We start from the raw sequence: 25717 nt of genomic DNA, 5'->3' as shown, positions 1-25717 counted from the left end.
CTCAGTAGTGATAGGTGTCCGACGGGGCGGGCGAGTGCACCGAGTCGTCGTCGTAGTCGGAGTTCTCGATGCCGTACGCGCGGGCCAGATCCAGGATCTTGGTGGCGCGGGCGATCCGCGGCAGGTCGGAGCCGTTGCGGATCTCGCCGCCGTCGCGTTCGAACTCGGCGAAGAACTCCTGCGCCCAGCTGATCTCGTCCTGCGACGGCGACAGGCCCTCGTTGACCGGGTGGCACTGGTCGGGTGTCAGGCAGATCTTGCCGGTCATCCCGAATTCCGCGCTCACCGCGGTGGCCTCGGACAGTTTCAGCGCACTCGACCCGACGGTGGGGCCGTCGATGGCGCTGGGCAGGTGAGCCGCCTTGGCGGCGATGGTGAATCGCGACCGGGCGTAAGCCAAGGTGGCCGGGTCGTCGCCGAAGCCGGTGTCACGCCGGAAGTCGCCGATGCCGAACGCCAGCCGGAACGTGCCCTTGGCCGAGGCGATCTCGCTGATCCGTTCGAGCCCCCGTGCGGTTTCCACCAGCGCCACGATCGGCACATCCGGCAGCCGCTTGGCCGTTTCGCTGACGTGGTCGACCGACTCGACCATCGCGAGCATCACCCCGCCCACCGATGTGCTCGCCAGTGCCGCGAGATCGTCGGCCCACCACGGGGTGCCGAACCCGTTGACCCGTACCCAGTCGGAGTGTCCGGCGTCGAGCCACTGCACCACGTGGTCGCGGGCGCTCACCTTGTCTTTGGGCGCCACGGCATCCTCGATGTCGAGCACCACGACGTCGGCGCGTGACCGGTGCGCCGCCTCGAATCGTCCGGCGTGGGCTCCGTTGACCAGCAGCCAACTGCGCGCGAGTACCGGATCGATACGGAAACCGACGGGATCTGTACTGGCGGCGTCGTCGGAAAAGTTCTGGTCGTACATCGAGGCGGTGCGCTCCTGCGGCGGCGGATGGGACCTCACCATCGTTGCCTATCGCGCGTGCGGCGTGCAAAACACCGTGCCGTCCCCGGCTTGCCGGACGCGACGTGCACACTTGAGGCCATGGCCGGGCACGACGACCGCATCGCTGGACACGATCGGCGTGCTCTCGGGTCGGCTGACGTCACGACGGCCAGGGCCGAGCGCTCGGGTGTGGCCGGGGCGCTGGGCTGGGTGGCGGGTGGATCGATGGTCGCCAACGTCTGTGCCTATCTCATCCACCTCACCGCGAGCCGGTGGTGGCTCGACACCGCCGAATACGGCGAACTCGCCGTCGGCCTCACCGCGATGCTCGTGCTGACCGTCGCGGCGCTGGCCTTGCAGGCGGTGGTCGCGCGCGCCGTGGTCCACCACGCCGATCCGCGCCGGATTCGTCGCGTGACGGTACAGACGACGATTGCCGTCTGCGTACTGGTGGTGGTCGCCATCGTCCCGACTGCGTGGGTCACCTCGATGAGCATCGACACCACCTCGGCGGCCCTCGTCGCGGCGCCGATGCTCACCGTTATCGGCGCCGGTCAGGGAATACTGCAGGGGCACAAGCAGTTCCGCCTGCTCGGCTGGGTACTCGCGGCGGTCGGCGTGTTGCGCACGGCGCCGCTGATCGCTGCACTGGCCGTCGGTGCCGGTCCCGCCGGAGCGCTGGCGGCCAGCGCGTCGGGCATCGCGGTCGCCGCGGTGGTGGTGCTGTACGCGACCCGGGTGGCTCCGATCGGCTCGCCGACACCGGGCAGGACTGCACTCGGCTCGGGCGGTATCGGACTGCTCGGCGTGGTGCAGGCTTCCGGCGTGCAGTTGGTGCTGGTGGTGGCGGCGTCGGTCGACCTGCTGCTGTCGCGCACGGTGCTCTCGCCCGACGACGCGGGGATCTACGCGTTGGGGGCGATCGCGACCAAGGTGGCGTTCTGGCTGCCGCAGGCGGTGGGGGTGGTGTTCTATCCCCGCCTGGCGGACCCGGCGACGTCGCGGCGCTCCCTGGTGCATGCGGTCGGGGTGGTGGCGCTGATCGGGGTGATCCTCACCGTGGGTGCCGGGTTGGCCGGACCGTTGGTACCGGTGCTGGTGCGCCCCGACTACCAGCCGCTGGTGCCCATCCTGTGGCTGTTCGCCTACACCGGCGCGATGCTGGCCGTCCTGCAGGTGGCGTTGCTGTCGGCGATCGCCCGCTCGGCGACCGGGGTGTCCGCGGTCACGTGGGTGGTGGTCGCCGCCGAGATCGCGGTGATCGTGGGCGCGGTGGACACGATCGTGGCGCTCGCGGCCACGGCGGCGACCGCGGCGACGATCGCCGCGGTCACGACGACGGTGTGGGGTCTGCGTGCGCAGCGGGTCGACGAGGTCGTCGGGGCGGCCAGCCGCGAGTGATGAGCATCAGGCCGGCCGCGATGGCCGCCAGCCCGGCGAGGGCGGCCAGGATCGGCACGACGCGACCCCAGATGGTGATCGGGGTGTTCAACGAGGTCGCGCGGTCACTCATCCGTGCCTGGGTCGGGTCGTCGTAGCCGAAGCTCGCCGACAACGCGGTCAGCCGCTGATCCGGGAGCGAGGTGTCGATGAAGCGGTAGCTCTGTTCGATGGTGATCTGCTCGTCGAGGATGGTGCCGGTGGCGGTGTCGACGGCCAGTTCGGTGCGGGCGCTGTGGTGCAGGGTGGCCGTCAGTTCGCGGGCCGGGTCGACACCGGGCACCCCGAACCACGAGGCGGGCCGGGTGATGATCGTCGGCGGGGCGCTCTGCGCATCGCCGCTGATCTGATGTAGGTCGGTGTCGGGGACGTCGGCGACGAGGCGGGTGGCGTCGCGGCCGTGCACGGTCGTCGTGCCCGCCGGGCGCAGCGGCACCGTGCGCCGGGTGATGACGTCGAACCAGGTGTGTTCGGTGTCGGAGACCCCGAACGGCAGCAGATAGGTGTAGCCGGTGCGGTCGGGGACGCGAATCGGGGCGGCATTGCTGTCGTACTGGATCTCGGAACTGCCGGGCTGTCCGCTCGTGGGACCCAGGTCGGGCAGCGCCGACGTGCGGTCGAGGGTGATGCGGTCGCGGACGGCGCCCACGGTCGGATCGGTGCACGGGGCCTGCCCGGCCGGCGGCTCGGTGTCGCTGCCGGGGCGCGGGGCCTGCGGATCCACCTCGCGGTCGTCGACCCTCAGCGAGTCGGCCTGGATGGATGTGCCCGCCTGCAGGGTGACGCGGTCGGCGTCGGACGGCTGGACCGCGACGAACCGCTGCTGCCGGACGAGGTCGGCGCCGACGACCCGCGCCGACGCGGTGGCCAGCGAACACCGGTCGAACACCTGCGCCGACTCCGCGTCACCGGTGCCGGTGCTCAGGGCCGTGGTGGTGACGTCGGTGGACAGCGGAATGGTGCGCAGACCGTCGACGAACACCGTGGGCAGTGCGATCGCGGCCGCGAGCAGGAAGCCACCCACGAACAGCAGGACCGGTCCGATGAGATCGGTGGTCTGCAGACGGCTGGGCTGCACACCGTGGGGGCCGGGCGACGACATAGGGGCGAGCGTACTGACCGGCTGTGCCGGCGCCGTAGGCGTGACCCGCTGTGTGACGTCCGGCTACCCTGAGTGACCAGCATGAGCAGTATCGATCCCCCGACCAGTGTCGTTTCCGCGTCCGACGCGCCGACGGCTGCCCGCGAGGTGCGTCGGTTCTTCGGCCAGCTCGAGGGAATGCGGGCGATTGCGGCGATCGGCGTGCTGACCACCCATGTCGCCTTCCAGACGCGGGCGGTGGAGCTCCCGGTACTGGGTCCGCTGCTGGGTCGCCTCGATCTGGCGGTGGCGTTGTTCTTCGGACTGTCCGGTTTTCTGCTGTGGCGGCCGTGGGTGGCCGCCGCACATCGCGCCGTGCCGCGCCCGCGGGTGCGCCGCTATCTGCTCCATCGGCTGGTGCGGATCTGGCCGGCGTATGTGGTGGTGGTGTTCGTGGTGCTCACCCTGCTGCCCGACGCCAAGGGCGCCGACCTCACGGTGTGGTTGGCCAACCTCACCCTGACGCAGGTGTTCGTGCCGCTGTCGTTGACGGCGGGGCTCACCCAGATGTGGAGTCTGTCGGTGGAGGTCGCCTTTTACGCCTTGCTGCCGGTGATCGGGCTCGCGATGGTGCGGCTGCGCGTCGCCGACGGTGCCGGGAGCGGGCGGATCGGGTGGCGGATACCGGTGTTGTTCGGTCTCGGGGCGCTCAGCCTCGGGTGGGCTTGGCTCGCGATGGTATTACCGGTGGCCGCCGGGGTGGAACCGAAGAACTGGGTGTTCGGGCATCTGCCGTGGTTCTTGGCCGGTCTGGTGCTCGCGGAGATGGTCGGCGCCATCGAGTTCGACGCCCGTCGGCCGGTGCCTCGCTGGTTGCGGGTGGTCGTCGGAATCGGTGCCCGGCGGTGGGTGATGGCCGCGCTGCTGCTCGTCGCCTACGTGCTGGCCTGCACGCCGATCGCCGGCCCCACCGGCCTGGGTGATCTCGCGCCCTGGCAGTTCGCCGTGAAGATGGTCCTCGGTGCGATCTGCGGGTTCGCGGTGCTCGCGCCACTGGTGTTGTCGGCGGGGCCGTTCCGGTTGTTGTGCTCGCGGGTGATGCTGGCGTTGGGCCGCTGGTCCTACGGCATCTTCATCTGGCATCTCGCGGTGCTGGCCGCAGTGTTTCCGCTGTTCGGGATTGTGCCGTTCAACGGCGATTTCGTGCTCGTGTGGGCCATCACCCTGGCCCTGACGATCGGGGTGTCGGCGGCCAGTTACGCCTTCATCGAGGAACCGGCTCGTCGGCGGCTGCGCACCTGGGAGAGCGTACGGGCGAATCGTCGCCGGGCCCAGCCGGATTCGTCGCCGAACACAGCCGAGAAGACCGTCGACGAGACGGCGATCAACGCGGGCAACTGAACCCACCAGTCGAAGCCGGTGTAGCCGGTCGAGGCGTGCCAGGGCCCGCTCGCGAGGCCGAGGGTGGCGGCGACCATCGCGGCGAACACGAGGGTCACCGTGACCGGTGGGCGCAGGCTCAGGGTGATCACGCCGGTCAGCACCGCGACCATCAGACCCGCCCAGCCGGCGAGCAACCACGCCGCGCCCAGCCAGGACACCGCGGCCGCGCCGGTGAGCCAGGACTCCGAGAGGCTGGGGCCGGTGAACGGTTGCGGGTGGGGGTGGTCCGAGGTGCGCCGTGGCCACCAGGCGAGCAGCAACAGCAGCGCGGTCAGGGCCAGCCCGAGGCCGAGCGACCAGCGGTAGAGCGAGTCGAACCGGTATGTGAGGTCGATGGAACCGGCCGCACCCGCGGGCACCACCCAACCCTGCTGCCAGCCGTTCACCACCACCGGGGCCAGCTCGCGGCCGTCGAGTGAGGCCTGCCACCCGGGGTTAATGCTCTCCGGCACCACCAGGATGCGGTCGCGGTCGACGGCGTCGACCGCGACACCGCGGTGGGTGTCCGACCAGTCGGTGACGTCGGCGGGTACGGGCGCGCGCGATGTGCCGACGTCGGACCGGTCGGTCACCGGCAAGGAGACCTGGTCGACGCTGAATGCCGGGCCGGGGTTGACCGACAGTTCCTGTTCGCCCGCGGGCAGCGAGACCGGTTGGGAGGTACAGGGTGTGGCGACGACGGGACGGCCCGCACGCAGATCGCCGGCGGTGATGCGCACCGACAGGCCGATCACCTGACCGGACACGGTCAACCCGATGCCGGCGTCACAGCCGATGTCGATCACCCGGTCGTCGTCGGGGGTCGGCTGCGGGCCGGGCAGGATCTGCACTTCGCTGATCCCGACCGGGGCGGCGCGGGCGAATCCGAGGCTGTTGACGTCGATGAGGTCGGTGGTCTCGGTGACGGTCAACCGAATCCGGTCGGTCACCGCCGGCGCCAGGTCGACGATGCCGTCGCGGCCGACGGTGCGTGCCTGGGTGCCTGTGCCGAGGTCGACGGTGACGCGGTGCGGCGCAGCCGGATATCGTTCGGGCAGAATCAGTCTGAGGCGCTCGACACGCTGGGCCTGCGGTAGCCGGATCACGAGCTCGGGGTCGTCGGCCTCCTCGTCGTCGGAACGCGTGGCGGGTTCGGGTGCGGTCCAGGTGGTTTCGGGGTTACCGTCCACCGCGGCACTCGCGTTGCCGCGCGGATCGTCGACGGCGGTGGGGCCGTCTGCGGTGACCTGGCCGGGGGTGTGGATCAACGCGCGCAACGCATCGCTGGATTTCGGCCGCAGCACGACCGTCGGGTCCACGGTGACCGGGGCGGGCACCGACAGGGCACGCGTGACGATCCCAGGTGTCTCCGGCGCCAGGCCGAGGCCGGGTGCGCAGCGCACGGCCGTGTCGTCGGCGACGCAGGTCGAGCGGCCGCCGAGTTCCTGGGTGAGCAGCCAACCCGAGACGGTGGTGTCGGAGGGCAGGTCGGGCAGTGTGACGCGGTGCCGAATGGTGAGCGGGGTGCGGGAGGCCAGGTCGGCGACTGACACCTCGCCGAGAGCGAACTGGTTGCCTGCGCTGCCGTCGGCGGTACTGATCGCCCGGATCTGTACCCAGCGGGTCGGGCCACTGGGAGCGGTCACCGTGACCGGGGTGCCCGGTTCCACGTTCTGGGTGACAGCGCTGCCCGACTCGGTGCTGACCAGGATGGCCGACACGTCGGAGCCCAGCGCCGGCGCGGTGGTGAGGGTGACCGCGAGATCCGAACGTGGCTCGGTGAAGTCGAGTCGCAACCACTTGCCGACCGCGGAGTCGAGGCCGTCGGAGACCCAGGCGGTGTCGGGGTCGCCGTCGAAGGCCGCCGCCGACGAGTTGGCCGGCGATGTCTGGCCCAGTTGGGTTGCGTCGGAGGCAGACCCGGATGTGGTGACGCGAACTTGGCCGGGTTGGTTGTTCAGCAGCCATTCGCCATGCACCAGGGGTTGTCCGTCGACGGGGTAGTCGGCGACGGCGTTCTGGGTGCGCCGCGGGTCGTCGGGGGCGCGGATGGCGGAACTGTGGTCGTCGACGCGACCGAAGTCGGTTTCGCGGTCGGTGGGCGTGTCGGTGATGAGGACGCCGGGGCCGTCGCCGAGTCCGGCGTGGCGGGCGTCGGCGGCGAGCAGGGCCGGTCCCATCGGTGGGTTCCCGGTGCGTGCCCGTTGTTCCTGGACCGCAGCGAGCGCCTCCGGTCCACCTGCCACCCGTGGGGTGGCGTCGGCGTTGACGAGGACCGGTCCGGTGCCGGGGAATCCGGTGTCGGCGTTGACGGCATAGATCTGGATGGCCGGCATCGGTGGGCGTAAACCATTGTCCCGCACCACACCCGGTACGGCTGCCGGCCCCACGTCGGGGCCGAAGGTGGCCACCCGGTCGAGTCCCGGTGACGTGTCGAGGGCCTGCTGGGCGACCAGCGGGCGGGCCGAGCGCGACGTGTCGGGGTCGAGGTCGGCGCGCAGCACCACGAAGCCGATGCCCTGCTGGGCGAGGGTGGCGGCGAGGCCGGGGGAGCCGCGGCCGTCGGCGATCGCGCGTTGTACCGAGTCGAGGGCGCGGATGGCGCCCGGCGGGGTCAACGGGATGGCATCACGCACCGCCCACGGGGTGTCGGCGAGCGGCTGCAGCGGTTCGTCGCGGGTCAGTCCCCACAGTTGGTCGGCGAATGGTGCCCCCGGCACCACGAGTGTGCGGGTGGGGGCGGTGGTGTCGGGGTCGGTGCTGTGGGCCGATAACCAGTTCGCGGTGGCACGCCAGTAGTCGGGGATCTCCTTGTAGGTGCCCGCGGGCGCGAGTTGGCCAGTCCACATCAGCGAACCGGCGCCGATGGCGGCGACCACCACGACGATCGCCGCGGCCACCGGCCGGGACCGCTGGGGGTGGGCGAAGGAAGCCGCGGTGTCGCGAACCGACGTGGTGCCGGGCAGCGGCACGCGGGCCAGCAGATGCGCGATGCCGAGGACCAGCGGGATGCGGATGAACGGTTCGAACTTGTGGATGTTGCGGAGGAAGGCGCCGCTGCCGTCGAGGAACACCCGCACGGGTTCGGCGATGGGGGAGCCGAGTTCGCCGGCGTAACCGACACACATCAGCAGCAGACCGACGGCCAGCACCGCCACCAATCGTCCGCGGAAGGGCATCCGCCGCATGCACAGCCCGGCGAGTCCGGCGGCGGCGAGGACCCCGGTTGCCAGGACCGCGGCGGGCTGGGTCACCAGCACGGCGCCGGCGACACGTTCCGGCGACACGAACGGGGTCCATGAGCTGGTGCCGCGCAACACCTCGGTCAGCGACGTCCATTCGGTGGTGACCCGCGATGATTCGATGAAGTCGAGGAACGGCGGGCTGACTCGCGACAGGATGAGCAGCGGGATCACCCACCAGGCGCAGGCCATGGTCAGGCCGAGGGCCCACCACGCGCCGAAGCGCCACCAGCGGCGCGCGGGGACCGTGGACAGTGCCGGCGCATGCAGCAGCCACCACAGCGCCGCGACACCGAGTGCGGCGAGGGTGGCCACAGCGTTGACCGCGCCCATCAGAGCGACGGCGGCCGCCGACTGGAGACCGGCCCGCCAGAGCGGGCGGTCGGGGGCGGGGGCGAGTATCCGGATGATCGGAATCAGCACCCACGGGGCCAGCACCATCGGCAGCGTCTCCGATGAGATCGAGCCGATGGTGGTCAGGATGCGTGGGCTCAGCACGAACACGATGCCGGCGATGACCCGGGAGCCGGGGGAACCGATGCGCATCGCCTCGGCGAGTCGGACGATGCCGACGAACCCGATGACGAGCAGCATGGCCCACCACAGCCGTTGCATCACCCAGGGTGGGAGGTGCAGGACGTCGCCGAGCGCGAAGAACGCGCCGTGCGGGAAGAAGTAGCCGTAGGCCTGATTCTGCACCTGGCCGAGCGGCGCGTTCGCAGACCACAGGTGGGCGGCGCGGGCGAGGAACCCGATTGGGTTGGCGGTGAGGTCGAGTTTGGTGTCGGCCGAGATCCGCCCTGGCGATTGCAGGAACGAGATGATCAACGAGCACAACGCCGCCACCGCGATGCCGCGGCGGGAGAGCGTGGCGTCCTGGGGCGTCGAGGAGCGATGTACCGCTGGCGTGATAGGCGTCAGGGAGGGCCGCCCGAAGGTCAGTTGTCGGACCCGGAATCGCCGCGTGAGCCGTAGTCGACCGAGCCCTGCACGAACCCGTTGTTGGGGTTGATGCTGTTCACGTCCGTCGACGGGCTGGTCTCGGTGGACAGGAATCCGCCGAGGAACACCGCGCCGAGACCCACCACGATGCCGGCGACCCCGGCCACGGCGCCGGCGACGAGACGGTTGTTGGTCATGGCGACGAAACTACCATCGACCGGTGATGACGACGGTCACCGTGGTCGCGTGGTTCCGGTGGGCCGGTCAGCGGATCACGATCGATCCGTTGCATGCGATGGCGGGGATCGCCCAGAGTGCGTTGCTGTTGGTCGCGTTCAAGGTGATGTTCACGCGGCCCGTGCCGATCGCGGAGGTGTTGACGACGAAGTTGTGCACACCCTGATACGGCGGGCTGATGTGCGTCGTCGACCGCAGCACGCCGCGCTTGTTGGTGCGGGTGTTGTGCCAGTCGAGGCGGGCGTCGGAGCGGTAGCCGACGCCGATCCAGTAGCTGGTGAAGTCGACGGCGATGTAGGTCTTCCCGGCGTACTGCGCCACGATCGCGCGACTCGGCATGAACGGGACGTCGACGACGTTGGGGCTCAGCCCCAGGCATTGGGTCATCCGGTACTCGGTGGCGGCGGCGGCTTCTCCCGCGGCGGCAGTGGTCAGGCCGACGACCCCGGCGCCGGTGATGGCGACGGCAGCAGCGGCGGCGGCGACACGATGGCGGAGCGACTGGCGCACAGACATGGTTCCTCTTATAGACGACGACATGGCGTTCACGGATGCGGTGTCCGCTATGGGCGTTACCGCCGGCCGGGCGTGCTTTGTTAGCCACGTCACGTTTTTGTGACCGCCTTGTGATCCCGCGAGGGCTGCGGAGTCACTACGCAGTGACCGGCGGTTGCTTCTCACATTGCGCCGGAACGATGAACACCGGCCGGTGGCAGTGTTTGAGGACCCGCTCGGCGACGCTCGACCGCAGCAGCGCCTTCAAGCCCGACGACCCGCGGGTGCCGGTGACGAGCAGATCCACGGCGAGCGCGTCGGCGGCGGCGACCAACGCTCCCCACACGGTGGATTCGACCTCGACCAGTGAACCTCTCGCGGCGAGTCCGGCCTCGAGGGCCAGTTGGACGCCGCGGCGGTTGATGGTCTCGGCTTCCTCTTCGAGAGCCTGGTCGACTCCTTCCTCGAGGCGGGTGTCGATGAACGGCTGCATGCCGCCTGAGAGCGTCGACAGGCGGGCTGGGGACAGTTCACCGGGCTGCCACGCGGTGACGACGTACGCGGTCTGTGCGCGGAGGAATCGGCCGGCGTAGCGGATGGCGCGGTCGGCATTGTCGGACCCGTCGTAGGCGATCATCAGGGTCTGGCGGGCACCCCGGTCCATACCACCGTTGGTCGGGGCGGACTGGGCGGTGGTGGGTGCGCTCGGGTCGGACCCCACGTCCATTGCCCCAGGTTACATGCCAGACTCGTCGCATGGGCTCATCTACACGAGGTTCCGTTGTGCGTGGCGTGGTGTCGATGATCGCGGTCGCGGTCGTGGCGGTGATGAGCGCCGGGTGTGCGAGCAGCGAACCCGCGGGCGTCACGAGCAGCGCGACGTCGGCATACAGCGCTACGTCGGTGGTGTCGAGTTCGTCGGCCGTGGCCTCGCCGACGCCGGTGGCGTGCGGTGCGGCCGAACTGGATCGGATGACGTTGCGGCAGAAGCTCGCCCAGCTCATCGTCGTCGGCGTGACCGGTACCGCGGACGCACAGGCGATCGTGGACTCCGAGCAGATCGGCGGGATCTTTGTCGGTAGCTGGACCGACAAGTCGATCCTGACCAGCGGTGCCGCGGCGCGGATGTCGCGGGGAGGGCGAATCCCGTTGATGATCACTGTCGATCAGGAGGGCGGTCGCGTGTCGCGGTTGTCGGAGTTGGGTATCGACAGCCCGTCAGCGCGGGAACTCGCGCAGACCCGAACGCCGGAACAGGTGCGGGAGTTGGCCGCCTCGACCGGACGGCAGTTGAGTGAACTGGGTGTCACCGTCGATTTCGCGCCGGTGGCCGACGTGAGCGATGAGGCCGATGGCGAGGTGATCGGGGATCGCTCGTTCAGCAACGATCCGGCGGTGGTGGCCGAGTACGCGCAGGCCTATGCCGAAGGTTTGGCGTCGGCCGGGATCACCCCGGTGTTCAAGCACTTTCCCGGGCATGGGCACGGTTCGGGTGATTCTCATCTAGGCGTGGTGGTGACGCCGCCGCTGTCGACGCTGGAGACCAGTGATCTGGTGCCGTATCGCACGTTGCTGCAAAATCCGGGGCCGGCTGCGGTGATGATGGGGCATCTGATCGTGCCGGGGCTGACCGGGCCGGAGACGCCGTCCAGCATCAGTCCGCGCGCGTATGGCATGTTGCGGACCGGAAAGCCTTATGGCGGACCGGCATACAACGGTGTGGTGTTCACCGACGACCTGTCCGGGATGGCGGCGATCAGTGCGCGGTACCCGATCGAGCAGGCTGCTCCGATGGCGATCCGCGCCGGCGCCGATATCGCATTGTGGCTCACGACTGACCGCGTGCCAGCGGTGCTCGATGCACTCGAGCAGCAGGTGGCGTCGCAGCGACTGAGCGAGCAGCGGGTGGATCGTTCGGTGGTGCGCGTGCTGCGATCGAAGGGCGTGCTGACGTGCTGAACGAGCCGCCCGACGAGGGTGCGGCCCGACACGATCAGCCGCCTCGTCCTCGCGTTCAGATCACTCCGATGCGCACCGAACGTCCGGTGCGCGGTCGCGGGGTCGTCGTTGCGGTTGGCCTGTGGGCGGCGGCGATCGTGGTGATCGCGGTGACCGCGGTGTTGGTGGCGTTGCACCTGAACGAGATTCGCGTGGTGTTGTCGCTCGACCTCGCGCGCGACGAACCGGGCGCGACCGCCGACGAGGTGGTGCGGGCGGTGAACATCGCGCTCGGTGTGGGAGCGGTGCTGATAGGCGTCTTGGTGGTGACGGCGATCTACGGATGCACTCGCCTGTGGCAGGGCGCGGGTTCGGGGCGCGGGTGGCTCGTGGTCGCGGTGATTGCGGCAGTGGCGGTGACGGTGGGTGCAGCGATCGTCATCGGGCCGTCGTCATCTGCGGTTGCCGAGGCGGGGCTACCTGCGCTGTTCCAGTGGCCCCTGCCCGCCGTTGGGTCTGCGATCGGCGCTGTGGCGACGGTGATCGCCTACGTCAGCGCGGGTAGGTGACGATGATCTGGCCGGTGCGGGCGTTGCGCCAGGTGATGGTGCGGTCGGTGTGCATGGTCGGTATCCACGGCCCGTCGTGTTTGCGGTCGTGGTCGGGGCGGCATAGGGGTGCGAGGTTGAAGGCCACGGTCCAGCCGCCGGCCAGCGGTTCGGCATGGCAGAACTTGTGTAGGTGGTCGAGTTCGCATTCCTCGGATGGTCGGCCGCAGTACGGGTAGCGGCAGCGTCGGTCGAGTTGGATGATCTCGGCGCGTAGGGCGGCTGACGGTTTGTAGGTCAGTGCTCCGGGTGGTGGGGTGGCGAACCCGCCGTGGCCGGTGGGGTCGATGGGTGGGGCTGGTGTGCGGTTGCCGAAGATGATCAACCCGCTGGCGGTGCGGGTTTCGCTGGGGCGGGCGGTGATGGTGGTGGCGTGTGGTGCGATCCGAGCGGCATGGGCCGGATCGATGGCGCCGTAGCCCATCAGGCGGGTCGGGTCGAGACCGGTCGGGTCGCGTAGCAGGGTCAGGCCGGGGACGATGAGGTCGGAGTCGGAGTCGGTGTCGGTGTCGGTGTCGGTGTCGGTGTCGGTGTCGGTGGGGTCGTCGTCACGGCCGTCGGTTACCTCGGCGTCTGCGGTGGTCTCGGCTTCTTCGGTATCGGTGGTGAGTTCGGCCTCTGCGGCCGTGGTGTCTTCGATGTCCGCGTCGGAGTCGTCGGTTGCTTCCGCATCGGCCACGTCGGTGTCGTGCTCGGCACGGGGTGCGGTGATGAAGTCGCGTCGCGGTTGCGGGGGCGCGACATGCTCAGCCTCGTCATCGGCGTCGATTCCGGTGTCGGATTGCCCACTCTCACCGTTGCTGTCGCCGTCGCCATCGATGTCGCTGTGATTGTCGATGTCGGCGAGGGTGATCGGCTGTTCTTCAGCCGCATCAGGCCCACCCATCGCGGGTTCGTCGACAGCCGAGTCGCTGACATTGCTGTCACCGGCACTCGGGGTGGGTGCTGTCGCGGGTGCTGGGTTGTTGGTGCGGGTCTGGCGGGTGGGGCAGGTGTCGTCGCCGCAGTGGCAGCGCAGCTTTGCGCCGGGAGCTTTGATGATCTCGGCGAACGCGGCCACGCGTTGGGCTTTGATGCTGCGCCCATCGCGGCGACACACCCGTCGTCCGATGAGGGCGCTGATGCGGTCGCGCAGGTGTACGCCGTGTTCGGCGGGGATGCAGGCATCGACGGTCATGTGCCCGAACGCTTCGTTACCGATCGTCACATCCCCGAACAGGTCGGTGATGTCGTCTCGGGTCTCGGCGGCTCGATCGGGGTCGAGGCTGATGATGATGGCGTCGAGATCATCTCGCAGGGCGGTGTCGGTGGTGGGTCGGCTGGCCAGATCGAGCACCACATCATCGAAATCCCACGGCTCATCCTCGTCGGCATCGTCGGCGGCGGGATCGTCGGTGGCGGCAGGGTCGGTCTCGGACGCAGCATCATCGGAGCCGCCATCATCAGTGCCGTCGCCGTCGGAGTCGTCACCGTCGGTGCCGGGATCGAGGTCAGATTCGGGGTCGTCGAGGTCGAGGGTGAGTTTCTCGTCGACATCCTTGCTGTCGGGTTCGTCGGTGGTTTCGGCGTTGTCGGCGAGTTCGCCGAGTCGTGCTCGCAGGTCGCCGGTGGGGCCGGTGGCGGCGCCGCGGATGGCCACACCCAGCCGGTGGGGTCTCAAATCTCCGGCGCGGAAGGCGTCACGGATCTTGGGGTGTTCGTCGAGTAGTTCGTCGAGACTGACCCATTCGCCGGCTTGACGTCGGGAAATACCCAACTGCAGTGAGATTTCGCCTTTCGCGGCTTTGTCGGCGGCGTTGCGGACTCGGTTCGGAACGAAATCGTTGTATCCGGCGAGGCGCTCGTTGTAGGTGGATTGCCCGATCTGGCGGGCGATCTGCATCGCGATGGCTTGGGCTTGGTTACTCAGCCGCAACAGGTCGCGTCCGTGTTGCGCCAATTCGTCGATGCTGCTGCCGGCTAGGAGGGCGTCGTCGGCGGCACGGTCGGTGAAGGTGAACACAAGACACTCCTTTCCGGCGACGAGCAGCGGTATCAGGATCGGGATGGTTTGGTGGGGAATCGAACTGCTATCAGACTATCGGGTGGGTCTGACAACTTTGGCGTGTTGCGGGTGGGGTGTGGATGGACTTGTTCGGTGAAGTTGGATTCAGGTTATCGGTGGGGTGTGACAGCTTTTCGTGGGTGAGTGTGGTTGCGTGGGTGGACCCTTCGTGACGCGGACTCGCAAGCTCGGACGCTCCTCAGGGATCGTGAAGTGAGTTATGGACTTCCTCCTTGCGGTGGGAAACGTTGGCGGGTAGTCGGACTGCTATCAGAATATCGGTCAGGTCTGACAACTTCGGGGTGCTGCGGGTGGGGTGTGGACGGACCTGTTCGGTGAGGTGTTGGGTTCAGGATAGCGGTGGGGTGTGACAACTTTTGGTAAGTGAATACGGTTGCGTGGGTGGGCCCCTTCGTGACGCTTCCCTCGCAAGCTCGGTCGCTGCTCAGGATCAGGGGACGCGACCTCGCAAGCTCGGTCGCCCCTCGCGACCAAGGGCTTCGTTCGTTCCTCAGAGGTGATCGGCGTACGCGTCGATCTGCGCAACAACACCTTCGGCGCTTCGTACAGCGGTGGCGCATGCGTCAGACGCCTCGGCGGGCAGCAGTGGGTGGCGGCCCTGGGTGCGCCACGACTGCGCGGCGTCCACGGCCGCGGCGCGGATCTCCGGCGGGGAGGCGTCGGGATGGAGGCGGAGTCGGGAGGCGGGGTCGACGCCGTGGCCGCCGATCAGGTGGCTCAGCTCGTCGGTCTGATCTTCGGTCAGCGGCAGCCCGCCGGCGCGAATCGTGTTGAGCAGCCGGAGTTCGCGGAAACCGTGGACGTCGGCGAGAGCCTGCCTGACCGATGCGCGCACGTCGGTGGCTGCGGGACTTCCGTTGTGCGACAGCACATGGTCGAGGGTCACCAGCACCGAATGTGCCTTGAGCTGGTCCGCTCGTTGACCGAACTGGATGTCGATGACGTCACTGAGCTCGGCGAGGCCACTCCGGGTGATCATCTCCGAGGCGAGTTGCGTCGAGGTGGTGACGCCGAAGCGGATCAGCGTCACCCCCAGCCGTATCCCGAACACCCCGAATCGCTCGGCGAGCGCTCGGCGCGACGCAGCGTCGATGTGGGGGAGTAGGTCTGGTCGTTGGAAGCGGTCTATGCTGAGCAGCGCGGACTCGAGGTCGGCCGGCGCGACCGCAGCCAGCTCCATCAGCGTGCGGAACTCCGCCTCGCGCATCGTGCGTGCACCCAAGGCCACCAAACCCGCGACCGGAACCACGGCCTGGCACAAGCCGGTCCGCGACAGTTCGGTCGCGAATCGACCAGCGATCTGCTCGGCAGAGATCATCGCATCCATCCGGCCGGCGCCGAGCTCATCGGCGCGGGACACGACACCGATCACGCCGAGGGGCCCAGACCCGCCGCCGATCGATGCGGCGATGCGGCGCAACATGTCGGTGTCGGTGGCCGACAGTGAACGCATCAGATAGACGACCGCATCGACGCCGGACTGTCCGTCGTCGGGCGTGAGCAGCGACAACGTCGAGGCCGACAACTCGGTAGACAACGACGCCGTGCCCGGGGTGTCGACGATGGTGCGGGTGTGCAGTGCGCGCGAAGGCCATTCGACGTCGAGGTGGTCGACGTCGTCGGCGGTCAACGTACCGAAGTCGAAACCGAGCCGCCCGGCAGTGCGAGTGACCGGGATCGACATCGATCGACCGTCGACAGCCCGCGCGGACACCGACGCCACCTGGCCGCGCCGGTACCACGTGACCACACGCGTGCACTCGGTGGCATCTGTCGGCGCGATATCCTGCCCGACAAGCGCATTGAGCAACGTCGACTTTCCGGCTTTCAGGGAGCCGGCCAACGCGATGCGGACCGGCTCGGACAGTCGTTGCGCGCATCTGTCGACCGCTGCGGTCGCCGCTGCGTCGCCCGTCACCGCCGCGCGTGCCGCCGAGATGAACTCGGCGGCCTGATCGACACCGGTCATCACGCCGTCACCGCGAGGGATTCCAGACGGTCTGCGGCGCGGCGCAGCGCCGCGACGTCCGACAGTGACGATTCCACCGCGGCAGCCCGTTGCGTGCGTTGCGTATCGGCGAGTGAGGCGGCGGACTGCGCTGCGCTCAGCGACTCGGCGATCGAACGTGAGGTCTGTTCGGCGACGGTGGTGAAATGATCGCGCAACACTCGCTGGATCACCCGCAGACGATCGCGTGATTCCTTGCCGACCTGGAAGCTGACGTCGTCGGTGAACGCCCGCACCGCGTTCTTGGCCTTGGCGCGCCGTTCGACGATGCGTGCCTGCTTGTCGTCGCGATAGGCTTTGCTGCCCAGCAATACTCCGGCGCCGACGGACACCGGGTTGATCAACGCCATGCCCATCATCGTGGAGATGAGACCGAACATCAGGACGCCGCCGTACGACCCGCGCATCCCCACCAGCAGCTTCTGGCTCAGTCCGGTTTTCTGTGCATCCAGCGCGGCCAGTTCGGCCACCGAGTCGAATACCCCGTCCAGATCGGCAATGTCGATGGCGGGCAGCGATTCGTCGCCGGATTCGGCGAAGTGTGCGGCCACCCGCTGCGCGAGCCACACCGATCGCTCGTGCGCCCAGACGAAATTGTCGCCCACCACCGCCGCGGTCTGATCGGCCAGCCACTCGGCGAACCGATCCCAGTCGGTGCCCGGATCGCCGTCGTCGATGGCCCGCTCGGCTTCCCGGGTCACCGCGCGTAAACGATCACGCAGGTCGTGGTCGATGTCCGCGGCGAGATCACCGATCCCGTCGGCGAGCGTCTGCTGCCACTGCGCGGTGCGGCGACGCATGGTCTCCGCGTGGTCTTTGGCCTCCTGTAAACCCGATACGGCGCGGCGCGCGGTATCCGGATCACGTAGCCCCGCCAGTTCGCTGCCGTAGGTCAACGCCAGATGCTCGGACACCACCCGCAGATCGTTGGCGACGGTCGCCCGGGTGGCCTGCTGGGCGTTGGCGACCACGCTGCCACGCAGGTAGCGGTACAGGTCGACGAACCCGGCTTCGGTATTGAGTTGCTCGTCCTGCAGGCGCAACGCGTGAATCCGCAGCGCTGACGACACCGGCAGCACCGGGATGTCGATGCCCGCGGTGCGCAGGTGCGCGCGGTCGGCATCGGCGATCGCCCGCCACTGCGGGTAGAGGTCGGTCTTGGTGAGCAGACACGCCACGGTCGGACACAACTCGGTGACCTGCTGTAGGGAGCGCATCTCCGGGGCGGTGAACTCCTGGCTGGCGTCGGAGACGAAGAGCACCGCATCCGCGGTCGCCACCATTCCCAATGTGGTTGCCGCGTAGGGGTGCCCGTGCCCGCCGACGCCCGGCGTGTCCACCACGACGAGTCCGTCGGCGAGCAACGGTCCCGGTGCGTCGACCTCCAGCCGCGCCACCTCCCGACCCTCGGCGAGATCGGTGGCCGGGGTGATGGAGGTGATCTGATCCAGCGGGACCGGTACCCGGTCCTCGGCCGCGCCGCCGACCACGAGGTGCGCAACCGGTTGCGCGGCATGGCCGATCACGGTCGGCACCGCCGTCGTCTCGTCGTCGCCGACCGAGCAGACCTCGAGATTCAACAGCGCATTGACGAACTGGCTCTTACCCTGCTTGAGCTGGCCGACGACGACGATCCGCAGGCGAGGATCGGTCAGTCGTGTCCGCGCCCCGGACAGCCGGGTGACCAGGTCACCGCGCCCGGCCTCCTCCGCGAGGCCGACCATGCGGTCGAGCAACTCGGGGAGGGCGGACGTGGTGCCCGCGGGAGCGTCTCCCGGAGCGGGTGTGCTGTCGGTCATGGTGCTCTCACGGTAACGGGGTCGGACGGAACGCGGCGACGGTGCGTGTCGCGGGATGGCGTGGGATCAGTTGCCGAGCAACCCGTCGTGGTCGGACGTATCCGTGTCGGTCACGCCCGCATCTGTGTCTCCGCCGAGTCCACCGGACAGCCCGCTGGTCAGTCCGCCGGTGAGTCCGCCGGACAGATCCGAGGTCAACCCGGATGCGGTGTCGACGGTTCCGGACAGCGCGCCATCCGCGGCGCTCGTAGCCGAACCGGTCAGCGAACTGTCGGCGTCGGCACCGCCCGATGCCTCCGCTCCACCGGCCGCCGAGGCCGACGCGTCGGCCGAGCCGTCCGCACCACCGCTCAGCGAGGCCGCGGGGCCTCCGAGCGCCGCATCCAGGCCGCCACCGACGGTGCTGTCGAGTCCGCCGGTCACCTGGCCCGCCGCATCCAGCCCGCCGCCGACCGTGCTGTCGAGTCCACCCGTGACCTGACCCGCGGCATCGGTGACACCGCCGACGTCGAGTCCGCCGTCTGCGGAACCGCCCGGCAGATCCAGGCCACTCTGCAAACCGAGACCGTCGGTCAGGCCGGTGCCCCCGGTCAGGGCGCCACCGAGTTCGCCGCCGCCGGATGCCGAGCCGTCACCGGACAGACCCAGATCGACGCCGGCGCCCTGCACGGTCTGGTCCACCGCGCCGGCAGCCGAACCGGCCAGACCGGCACCACCGGCCAGCCCCGAGTCGCTGTCCAGACCCAGCCCGCTGTCCAGACCCAGCCCACTGGTGAGCCCGAGTCCGCTGTCCAGACCGCCGGTGAGGGCCCCTGTGACGCCGGAGTCGCCGGTCAGCGACAGGTCGTCGCCGAGCAGTCCGGTCGATGCCAGCGAACCGCCGACCGAGAGCGGTCCGGTCGCCGACAACCCGGTGTCGGTGAGTGCGAGCGTCGGGTTCGCGATCGCATCGATCTCACCGGTCACCAATCCGCCCAGACCGCCGACGGAGTGCAGGCTCGAGTCGAGGGTGGCGGTGATGCCGTCGGCGGCCGAGGCGTCGAGGTCCAGTGCGGTACCCAGTGTCGAGGTGACCGCGGTGGTGAGGTCGGTGCCGGCGTTGAGTTGCCCGGTCAACTCCGAACCCAGATCCCCCGAGTACGCCGCACCGAGCACCGCCCCCAACGAACCGCCGAGCCCTGCGGCCACCTCACCGCCGGCGCCGAGCGCCGACGACAGTGCCCCTCCGAGCTCGGCCGTGGTGCCGGTGAAGACCTCCCCGCCCAACGCGCCGGACAGCGAGCCGCCGAGCGCGGCGTCCAGTGAGTTGCCGAGGTTGGTGACGAGTGCGCCGTCGACACCGAGCGCGGTGCCCAGGTCGGCGGCGAGGAGCTGTCCGATGCTGACGCCGGATGCGGCCGACAGCAGACCGTCGACGCCGACGGCGCCGTCCAGCATGCCGCCCAGGGAGGTGCCCAAGGCGGCGGCGATGTCGCCACCGGCACCGCCGACCGCGGCGAGCCCCGCCGACAGATCGCCGGTCAGGCCACCGTCGAGCAGTCCCGTCAGGTCCGCGCCGAGCACGCCGCCGGCGCCCAGCGCGCCCGCCAGCGCGCCGCCGAGGTCGGCGCCCACCTCGCCGCCGGCGCCCAGCGCCCCGGACAGCACGGTCGACAGCGAGGTGTCCAGCCCGGCACCCGCGTTGAGGAGTCCGTCGAGGGCGGCGCCTGCGGAGAGTCCGTCGAGTTCCAGGCCACCGTCGAGCGCGATGCCCAACGCCCCGCCGAGCGCTGCCCCGAGGTCGGCGGCGACGTCGCCACCCGCGGCCAGCGTCGACGACAAGGCGGCCCCGACGGCCCCTTCGAGGTCACCACCTGCGGAGATCACCGACTCCAGGCCTGCGCCGAGCGCGGCGTCGAGGGCAGCCGACAACCCGGCTTCGGCTCCGCCGCCGACACCGAGCGCGGCGGCGACGGCACCACCCATCACCGCACCGAGTCCGGCGCCGCCGGTCAACGCGATCCCGCCGACGGCCGCCGCGCTCGCCGACAGCACCGCGGTGACCGCGGTACCCAGTTCGGCGGCGACCGCGCCGCCGGCACCGAGTCCGGCGGCCAACCCACCGCTGAGGGTGGCGCCCAGCTCACCGGACAGTTCGCTGATGGCCTGCGCGTCGAGCAGTCCGCTCAGCGCGGCTTCCACACCACCGGCCGCGGCCAGGGTCCCGGCGAATGCGGCCGAGAGTTCGGAGGCCAGCGCGGCGTCGAGGCCCAACGCTCCGGACAACACCGCGGAGACTGCGCCACCGGCGCCGAGCCCCGCCGACAATGCGGTTGCCAGTTCGGCACCGAGTCCGGCGCCCGCGCCGATCCCGGCGCCCACCAGGCCGCCGAGGGTCGCGCCGAATGCGCCGGCGGCCGCACCGCCGAGTTCCAGACCGGCACTCAACGCCCCGGACAGTCCGCCACTCACGGCACCGGCCAGACCGCCGCCCGCTTCGAGCGCGGCATCCAGTGCGGTGGCGAACTGGCCGACGAGTGCGCCCTCGGCCCCCAGCGCTGCAGACAGCGCCGCCGCAGCCTGCCCGCCGATACCCGCCGCCGCCGACATCCCGCCGGCGAGCATGGTGTCCAGCGCCGCACCGATGGTGCCGCCGAACTGGGCGGCCACCGTACCGCCCGCCGCCAGCCCGGCCGACAGGGTGGCGCCCAGCATCACCGCGAGTTGTCCGGCGAGGTCGAGATCGCCGAACGCGATGCCGCCCAGATCCAGATCGCTCACCTGGAATCCGGACAGGTCGATCGCGCCGAGCCCGATGCCACCGAGCGCCGACCCGAAGTCGATGTCACCGACGGTGAAGGATCCGAGGTCGAAACCTCCCAACCCGAAACCGAGACCGCCGAGATCGACACCGCCCATCGAGCCGCCGCCGAGTCCGATGTCGCCGGTCCCGACACCGCCCAGGCCGACCCCGCCCCCACCGGCAGCGCCACCGCCGATGCCCACCCCTCCGAGGGCACCGCCGGCAGCTCCGCCACCGAATCCGGCCCCGCCGCCCAGCGCTGCGCCGGCGCCGGTGATCGCCCCGATGCCGGCACCCGCCGACACCAGACCGGCGTCGGCGATGAGCGGCGCGGCGGCCGAGATGTCAGCCGGAGTCACCCCGTGCAGGCCGGCCGCGTCGAGCGAGGCCTGCGGGTTGCGGCAGTACGCGGCAATCGATTCGTCGTCGCGCAGCAGGCCGAGAATGAAGTCGAGTACGGCGTTGGTGGCCATCAGGATCGTCCCCTCGTCGGACGAGACCAAGGTGATCTCGTGTCGTGAATCCGACGGTAGGGACACCGTCACCGGCGCCGCATCGGGGAAAATCCCGGGTTCTTCGGCGGGCCCCGGGGCACCCTCGGGGTTTTGTCCCCATTCTCTGCGTAGAGCTAACGAAAGGCCCTCTGAGCGCGACACACTCAGCAAGCGCACCGTTGGAGACCAGGGCCATCACCGGCAACGGGTGATGTCGGAACTGTCGACTCCGATCCGGGTGCGAGGACAGGAGTGTGGGTGATGACCCTCGGAATCGGTGTCAAGATCGGCGCCGACACGTGCGTGGCGACGGTGGCGACCGACGCCGCGTGGGAAGCGACGATCACGCGTGAGACGACCGGACTCGTCGGCCGCGACGATTTCCTCGATCGGGTCGGTGACCCCGTCGCGCTCGTGGACGCCGACGGCGACCCGATCGCTGCCGCGGACCTGTTCGCCGAGGCGGTTGTCGCCATGGTGCAGGCGGTGGCCGACGAGGTCGCCGACGTGTCGTCAGCGCGGCTGGCGATCGCCTACCCCGACAGCTGGAGCGCCGACGCGCTCGATGCGGCGCGACGCAGCGTCGACGACCGCCTCGAGCCGACCGGCCTGGAGGTGGGCTGGCAGTCCACGTCCGCCGCCGCGGTCGCCGCCGCCGAACATGCGCACGGCTCGTTCGCCGACGATTCGCTGGTGGTCTGCCACGATCTGGGCGCCTCGGCGCTGACGGTGTCGGTGGTACGGGCCGGCGACAATCCCGAGGTGATCGGGCAGCCGCTGACGTCGTCGGCGGTCAGCGGTCGCGAGTTCGATCGCCTGCTGCTCGCCGAGGTCCTCGACGTGACCGGTGCCGCGTCGGCGCTCGGCGCGGCGGCCACCACCATGGCCGATCCGACGGTGCTCGACGACCTGGAACGTCTGCGCGCGGACTGCCGCGCCGCGAAAGAGACGCTGTCGGTGGACACCGACACCGTCGTCGACGTCGCGGTCGCCTCGGTGCACACCGAGGCGCGGCTGGTGCGTGAGGACGTCGAGAATCTGTTGCGCGCCCCGATCCTGGAATCGGCCGCGCTGATCCGTGAGGCACTCATCGCCGCCGACGTCGAGCCCACCCAGGTGAGCGCGATCGTCGCCACCGGCGGTGGTGCGGCGATCCCACTCGTGGCCGAGCTGCTCTCGACCGCCGCGCGGACCCCCGTGGTGGTGGACCCAGACCCGATCACCGCCCCGGCAGCCGGGGCCATCCTGTTGGAATCCCGCGTGTCGGCGGAGTCCACCGCCGTCCTGCCGGTCGACGCCGCCGCGACCGCGGTGCAACCGGCCGAGCCGCCGGTGCGCGGCATCATCCCGGCGCCGGCACTGCCGGTCGGCGAACCCGAACCCCGGCTCAGTCGCCGTCGACGGGGCACGTTGGTGGCCGTCGGCACAGCGGCGCTGGCGGTCATCACCGCGACCGGGCTGTCGGTGGGTACCGGCCTCGTCGGGCATTCGGAACCGGCCACACCCGCGCCGGCCGGGGCCGCGGTCACCGAGGGACCCTCGAGTCGGACATCACCGGCCGGCGGCACGGCCGGGCTGCAGGTCGAACAACTCGAGAGTCGCAACGGTGCGTCGGGTGCCACCACGACGGCGCCGGGCACCACCGCGGCCGATCAGCCGGGCACGCCCACCGCGCCGGGCACTCAGGCGCCGGGCACGCAGGCCCCTCGAACCCAGGCTCCGGGCACTCAAGTGCCCGGTACCCAGGCCCCGGGCACTCAGACCCCTGGCACCCAGGCTCCGGGGACCGGTTCTCCGGGTAGTCAGAATCCCAGCCCCAACCCGCCCGCGCCGAGCCCGCCACCAGAGTTCCCGGCGGACTCGGGGACCGGCGGCGGTTCCGGCGGTGGCGGTAATGGCGGTGGCTCCGGCGGTGGCGGGTTGACCCAGCTGCCCGGCGAGATCGTCGGCGGCGCCGGCGACACCGTGTGCGGTGTCACCGACCTGCTGTGCCTCGGCCGGTAGCGCCGATGTCGGTGGAGACGGCAGATGCGGCACACCGGCGGTCGGCGACCGCGGCCCGCGATTGGATCGACGACGTCGTCGAACGGCTCGGTAGCGGTGCCGGAGACTGTGCGCTCATCGTCGGTCCGCCCGGCACCGGCCGATCAGGACTGCTGGCGACGGTCGAGCACCGCCTGCGGGACGCGGGCGCGCACGTCGTGGTGGGACCGGCTGGAGCGTCGACGAGCGCCGGCACCCGCCCGGTGGTGATCGCCGACGACCTGCACACCTGGCCGAGCGACGTGGTGGCCGACCTCGCCGCACGCCTCGAGCGCGGACAGATCGCTCTGGTCGGCGCCACCCAGAAACGTCGCCGCGGCCGAGAGCTCCCCGCCCTCATCGCACGGGCCCGACGCAGCGGGATGGAACTCGAACGACCCGCGATGTCCACCGGCGACGTGATCGACCGGGCCGTCGAACTCGGCGTGTCCCTCACCCCGACCGAGGCCTCCCACATCCGTCGACGGTGCTGCGGCGCGAGCGCCCTGATCGACGTCGCGCTCGAGGCCGTGCGTGGCGAGGACATCGAGGACCCCGATGCGCTCACCGAACTCGACCCGGTCGCCGTCGCGACCCGCATCGCACGCGACTGGCATCACCAGCTGCTCGGTGACCTCGACGACGACGCGCTCGACGTGCTGGCGGTGGCCGCTGTGGGCGCCGCACTCGATCCACACTCGGTGTCGACGATCCTGGAGCTCGAACCGCGCGATGCCGGGGATGCCGTCGACCGTGCCCGCGGCACCGGCCTGCTGGGGGCCTGTGACCGGCCACTGCCCGAACTGATCGACACGCTGCGGGCCGTCGTCGGCGAGGTGCGTCTCGGTGTGCTGCGCCGACGGGTCGCGCAGACCGTCCTAGACACCGGCAACCTGACCGCCGACGATGCGGTCCGCGCCGTGGAGGCCGGCCTCACCGGCACGGTCATCGTCGACACTCTGCGTGCGGCCGCTGACGAGGCGCCACCCGAGCGTGCCGCGGCGCTGTTGGCGACCGCCGAACGGGGTGGGGGAGCGCCGACGATGCTGCGTCCGCATCGCGCGCGACTGATCCTCGACACCGGCGACGTGGTCGGGGCGGCCGCGTTGCTCGACGAGGTGCTGCAGTCCGGCTGCGAGCCGGGGCCGGAGGTTGCCGACACCGTCGCCGTGGCCGCCGAGGTCGCCACCGCGGCCGGGCGTCCGGGCCATGCCGCCGAGCTGTTCGGTTGGTTGGGTACCGAGCACCTCGGAGTGCATCGCGCCGCTGCGGTGACCGCGCTGCTCGGCGTCGGGGACCGGGGCGGGGCCGACACCGTGCGCGCCGCCGGCACCGGACCACCGTCGACGCTGCGGCATGCCGAGGACACCGTCATCGGCTATCTGCTCGACGCAGGCGACGGGGGCACTTCCTGCGATGCGGTGATCGCGGCCTGGTCGGCGGTCGGGGATGCCGAGTCGCTGCGGCCGTGCGTGTGGCCGGTGTTCGCGCTGGCCTTCTGCCGCGGCGAACTCGACGGTGCGCGAGCACTGGTCGAGGGTGTCGAGGCCGTGTCGCCCGGCGACCGCGACGTGCTGCGGTCTTGGCTGTCGGTGCTGGCCGACGGCACCGATGGGTCGGCCGCGCACCTCGACGACCTGACACCGGCGACCCGGCTGCGGGCGGTCGTCGCGGGACTCGGCGCCGCGCGTCGGGCCGATGATCGCGATGCGCTCGCCTCGCGGTGGCAGCGGGTGGCGCCGTCGGTGTCGACGATGCAGGTGAGTCTGCACGACCTGATCGTCGTCGACGAATGCCGGCGCAGTGCCGCCCGCCTCGACGACGCCGACCGATTGCACCGCCAGTGCGCTGCGATCGACGATCTGCTGGGCGCGCTCGGCTCCGGCACGGCGTGGCATCGTGCCTGGCAGTGGAGCGAGACATCCATGCCCGAGGTGCCGGCCGCGGTGTCGGCGCCGGCCCCCGTCGTCGACAGTCCGCTCACCGAGCGAGAAGCCGAAGTTGCGCGTGAGCTGCTGGCGGGATACACCTACCGGGAGATCGGTGAGCGTCTGTTCATCTCGGCGAAGACCGTCGAGCATCATGTCGCCAACATCCGGAGGCGGCTCGACGCAGGTTCCCGCTCGGAACTCCTGGCCGCAATTCGCGAGGTCGGCTACCGCTGAACTTACCCCCGGGTAAGATGGTCCGAACGCGTCG

At 70.3% G+C, this 25717-nt stretch carries 15 protein-coding genes and 1 pseudogene; 6 read left to right on the top strand and 10 right to left on the bottom strand.

What is annotated here, in order from left to right:
• Position 1: 1 nt before the first annotated feature.
• Positions 2-922: a CoA ester lyase gene (locus ACIGKQ_RS06120; RefSeq protein ID WP_266060897.1), complete on the bottom strand. Its 921-nt coding sequence runs from the start codon at positions 920-922 to the stop codon at positions 2-4.
• Positions 923-1168: 246 nt separating this feature from the next.
• Here ACIGKQ_RS06120 and ACIGKQ_RS06115 point away from each other — a divergent pair, with 246 nt between their 5' ends.
• Positions 1169-2344, top strand: coding sequence for a polysaccharide biosynthesis protein (locus tag ACIGKQ_RS06115; protein ID WP_396572874.1), 1176 nt, complete (start codon positions 1169-1171; stop codon positions 2342-2344).
• Here ACIGKQ_RS06115 and ACIGKQ_RS06110 read toward each other — a convergent pair.
• Positions 2274-3485 (bottom strand): DUF3068 domain-containing protein, encoded by a 1212-nt coding sequence (locus ACIGKQ_RS06110; RefSeq protein WP_396572750.1) that lies wholly within the window; start codon positions 3483-3485, stop codon positions 2274-2276. The genes ACIGKQ_RS06115 and ACIGKQ_RS06110 overlap by 71 nt on opposite strands.
• A gap of 81 nt (positions 3486-3566) precedes the next feature.
• On the opposite strand from ACIGKQ_RS06110, the pseudogene ACIGKQ_RS06105 reads away from it, so the two are divergent.
• Positions 3567-4709, top strand: a pseudogene (locus ACIGKQ_RS06105) (acyltransferase family protein); the annotation flags it as partial.
• A gap of 11 nt (positions 4710-4720) precedes the next feature.
• Here the strand turns inward: ACIGKQ_RS06105 and ACIGKQ_RS06100 are convergent.
• The 4 genes from ACIGKQ_RS06100 to ACIGKQ_RS06085 form a co-directional block, all read right to left on the bottom strand.
• Positions 4721-8974: an alpha-(1->3)-arabinofuranosyltransferase family protein gene (locus ACIGKQ_RS06100; RefSeq protein ID WP_396572749.1), complete on the bottom strand. Its 4254-nt coding sequence runs from the start codon at positions 8972-8974 to the stop codon at positions 4721-4723.
• A 92-nt stretch (positions 8975-9066) separates the two neighbouring features.
• Positions 9067-9267, bottom strand: coding sequence for a DUF2613 domain-containing protein (locus tag ACIGKQ_RS06095; protein ID WP_160902062.1), 201 nt, complete (start codon positions 9265-9267; stop codon positions 9067-9069).
• Positions 9268-9334: 67 nt separating this feature from the next.
• On the bottom strand, positions 9335-9823 hold the full coding sequence (locus ACIGKQ_RS06090; protein ID WP_235722806.1) for a hypothetical protein: 489 nt from the start codon (positions 9821-9823) through the stop codon (positions 9335-9337).
• 136 nt (positions 9824-9959) lie between these two features.
• Entirely contained in the window at positions 9960-10529 is a 570-nt protein-coding gene (locus tag ACIGKQ_RS06085; RefSeq protein ID WP_235722805.1) for a universal stress protein, read from the bottom strand.
• 29 nt (positions 10530-10558) lie between these two features.
• Here ACIGKQ_RS06085 and ACIGKQ_RS06080 point away from each other — a divergent pair, with 29 nt between their 5' ends.
• Both ACIGKQ_RS06080 and ACIGKQ_RS06075 read left to right on the top strand, forming a co-directional pair.
• Entirely contained in the window at positions 10559-11761 is a 1203-nt protein-coding gene (locus ACIGKQ_RS06080; RefSeq protein ID WP_396572747.1) for a glycoside hydrolase family 3 N-terminal domain-containing protein, read from the top strand.
• A 68-nt stretch (positions 11762-11829) separates the two neighbouring features.
• Positions 11830-12309, top strand: a complete 480-nt coding sequence (locus ACIGKQ_RS06075) for a hypothetical protein (RefSeq protein WP_396572745.1) — start codon at positions 11830-11832, stop codon at positions 12307-12309.
• Here the strand turns inward: ACIGKQ_RS06075 and ACIGKQ_RS06070 are convergent.
• From ACIGKQ_RS06070 to ACIGKQ_RS06055, 4 genes are all read right to left on the bottom strand, one after another.
• Positions 12293-14350, bottom strand: a complete 2058-nt coding sequence (locus ACIGKQ_RS06070) for an HNH endonuclease signature motif containing protein (RefSeq protein WP_396572743.1) — start codon at positions 14348-14350, stop codon at positions 12293-12295. The two genes, ACIGKQ_RS06075 and ACIGKQ_RS06070, sit on opposite strands and share 17 nt — an antisense overlap.
• Positions 14351-14903: 553 nt before the next feature.
• On the bottom strand, positions 14904-16382 hold the full coding sequence (locus ACIGKQ_RS06065) for a dynamin family protein (RefSeq protein WP_396572741.1): 1479 nt from the start codon (positions 16380-16382) through the stop codon (positions 14904-14906).
• Positions 16382-18220: a dynamin family protein gene (locus ACIGKQ_RS06060; protein WP_396572739.1), complete on the bottom strand. Its 1839-nt coding sequence runs from the start codon at positions 18218-18220 to the stop codon at positions 16382-16384. The genes ACIGKQ_RS06065 and ACIGKQ_RS06060 overlap by 1 nt, the downstream gene beginning before the upstream one ends.
• A 66-nt stretch (positions 18221-18286) precedes the next feature.
• A complete protein-coding gene (locus tag ACIGKQ_RS06055; protein ID WP_396572737.1) occupies positions 18287-21547 on the bottom strand; it encodes an IniB N-terminal domain-containing protein in 3261 nt (1086 codons plus the stop codon).
• A 210-nt stretch (positions 21548-21757) separates the two neighbouring features.
• On the opposite strand from ACIGKQ_RS06055, the gene ACIGKQ_RS06050 reads away from it, so the two are divergent.
• Both ACIGKQ_RS06050 and ACIGKQ_RS06045 read left to right on the top strand, forming a co-directional pair.
• Positions 21758-23500 (top strand): Hsp70 family protein, encoded by a 1743-nt coding sequence (locus ACIGKQ_RS06050; RefSeq protein WP_396572736.1) that lies wholly within the window; start codon positions 21758-21760, stop codon positions 23498-23500.
• A 5-nt stretch (positions 23501-23505) separates the two neighbouring features.
• On the top strand, positions 23506-25683 hold the full coding sequence (locus ACIGKQ_RS06045) for a LuxR C-terminal-related transcriptional regulator (RefSeq protein ID WP_396572734.1): 2178 nt from the start codon (positions 23506-23508) through the stop codon (positions 25681-25683).
• Positions 25684-25717 lie beyond the last annotated feature (34 nt).

Source organism: Gordonia sp. NPDC062954, from assembly GCF_044543825.1.
Classification (GTDB): domain Bacteria; phylum Actinomycetota; class Actinomycetes; order Mycobacteriales; family Mycobacteriaceae; genus Gordonia; species Gordonia tangerina.
Note: the sequence above shows the minus strand (reverse complement) of the source record. Positions and strands in the feature narration are given on the sequence as shown.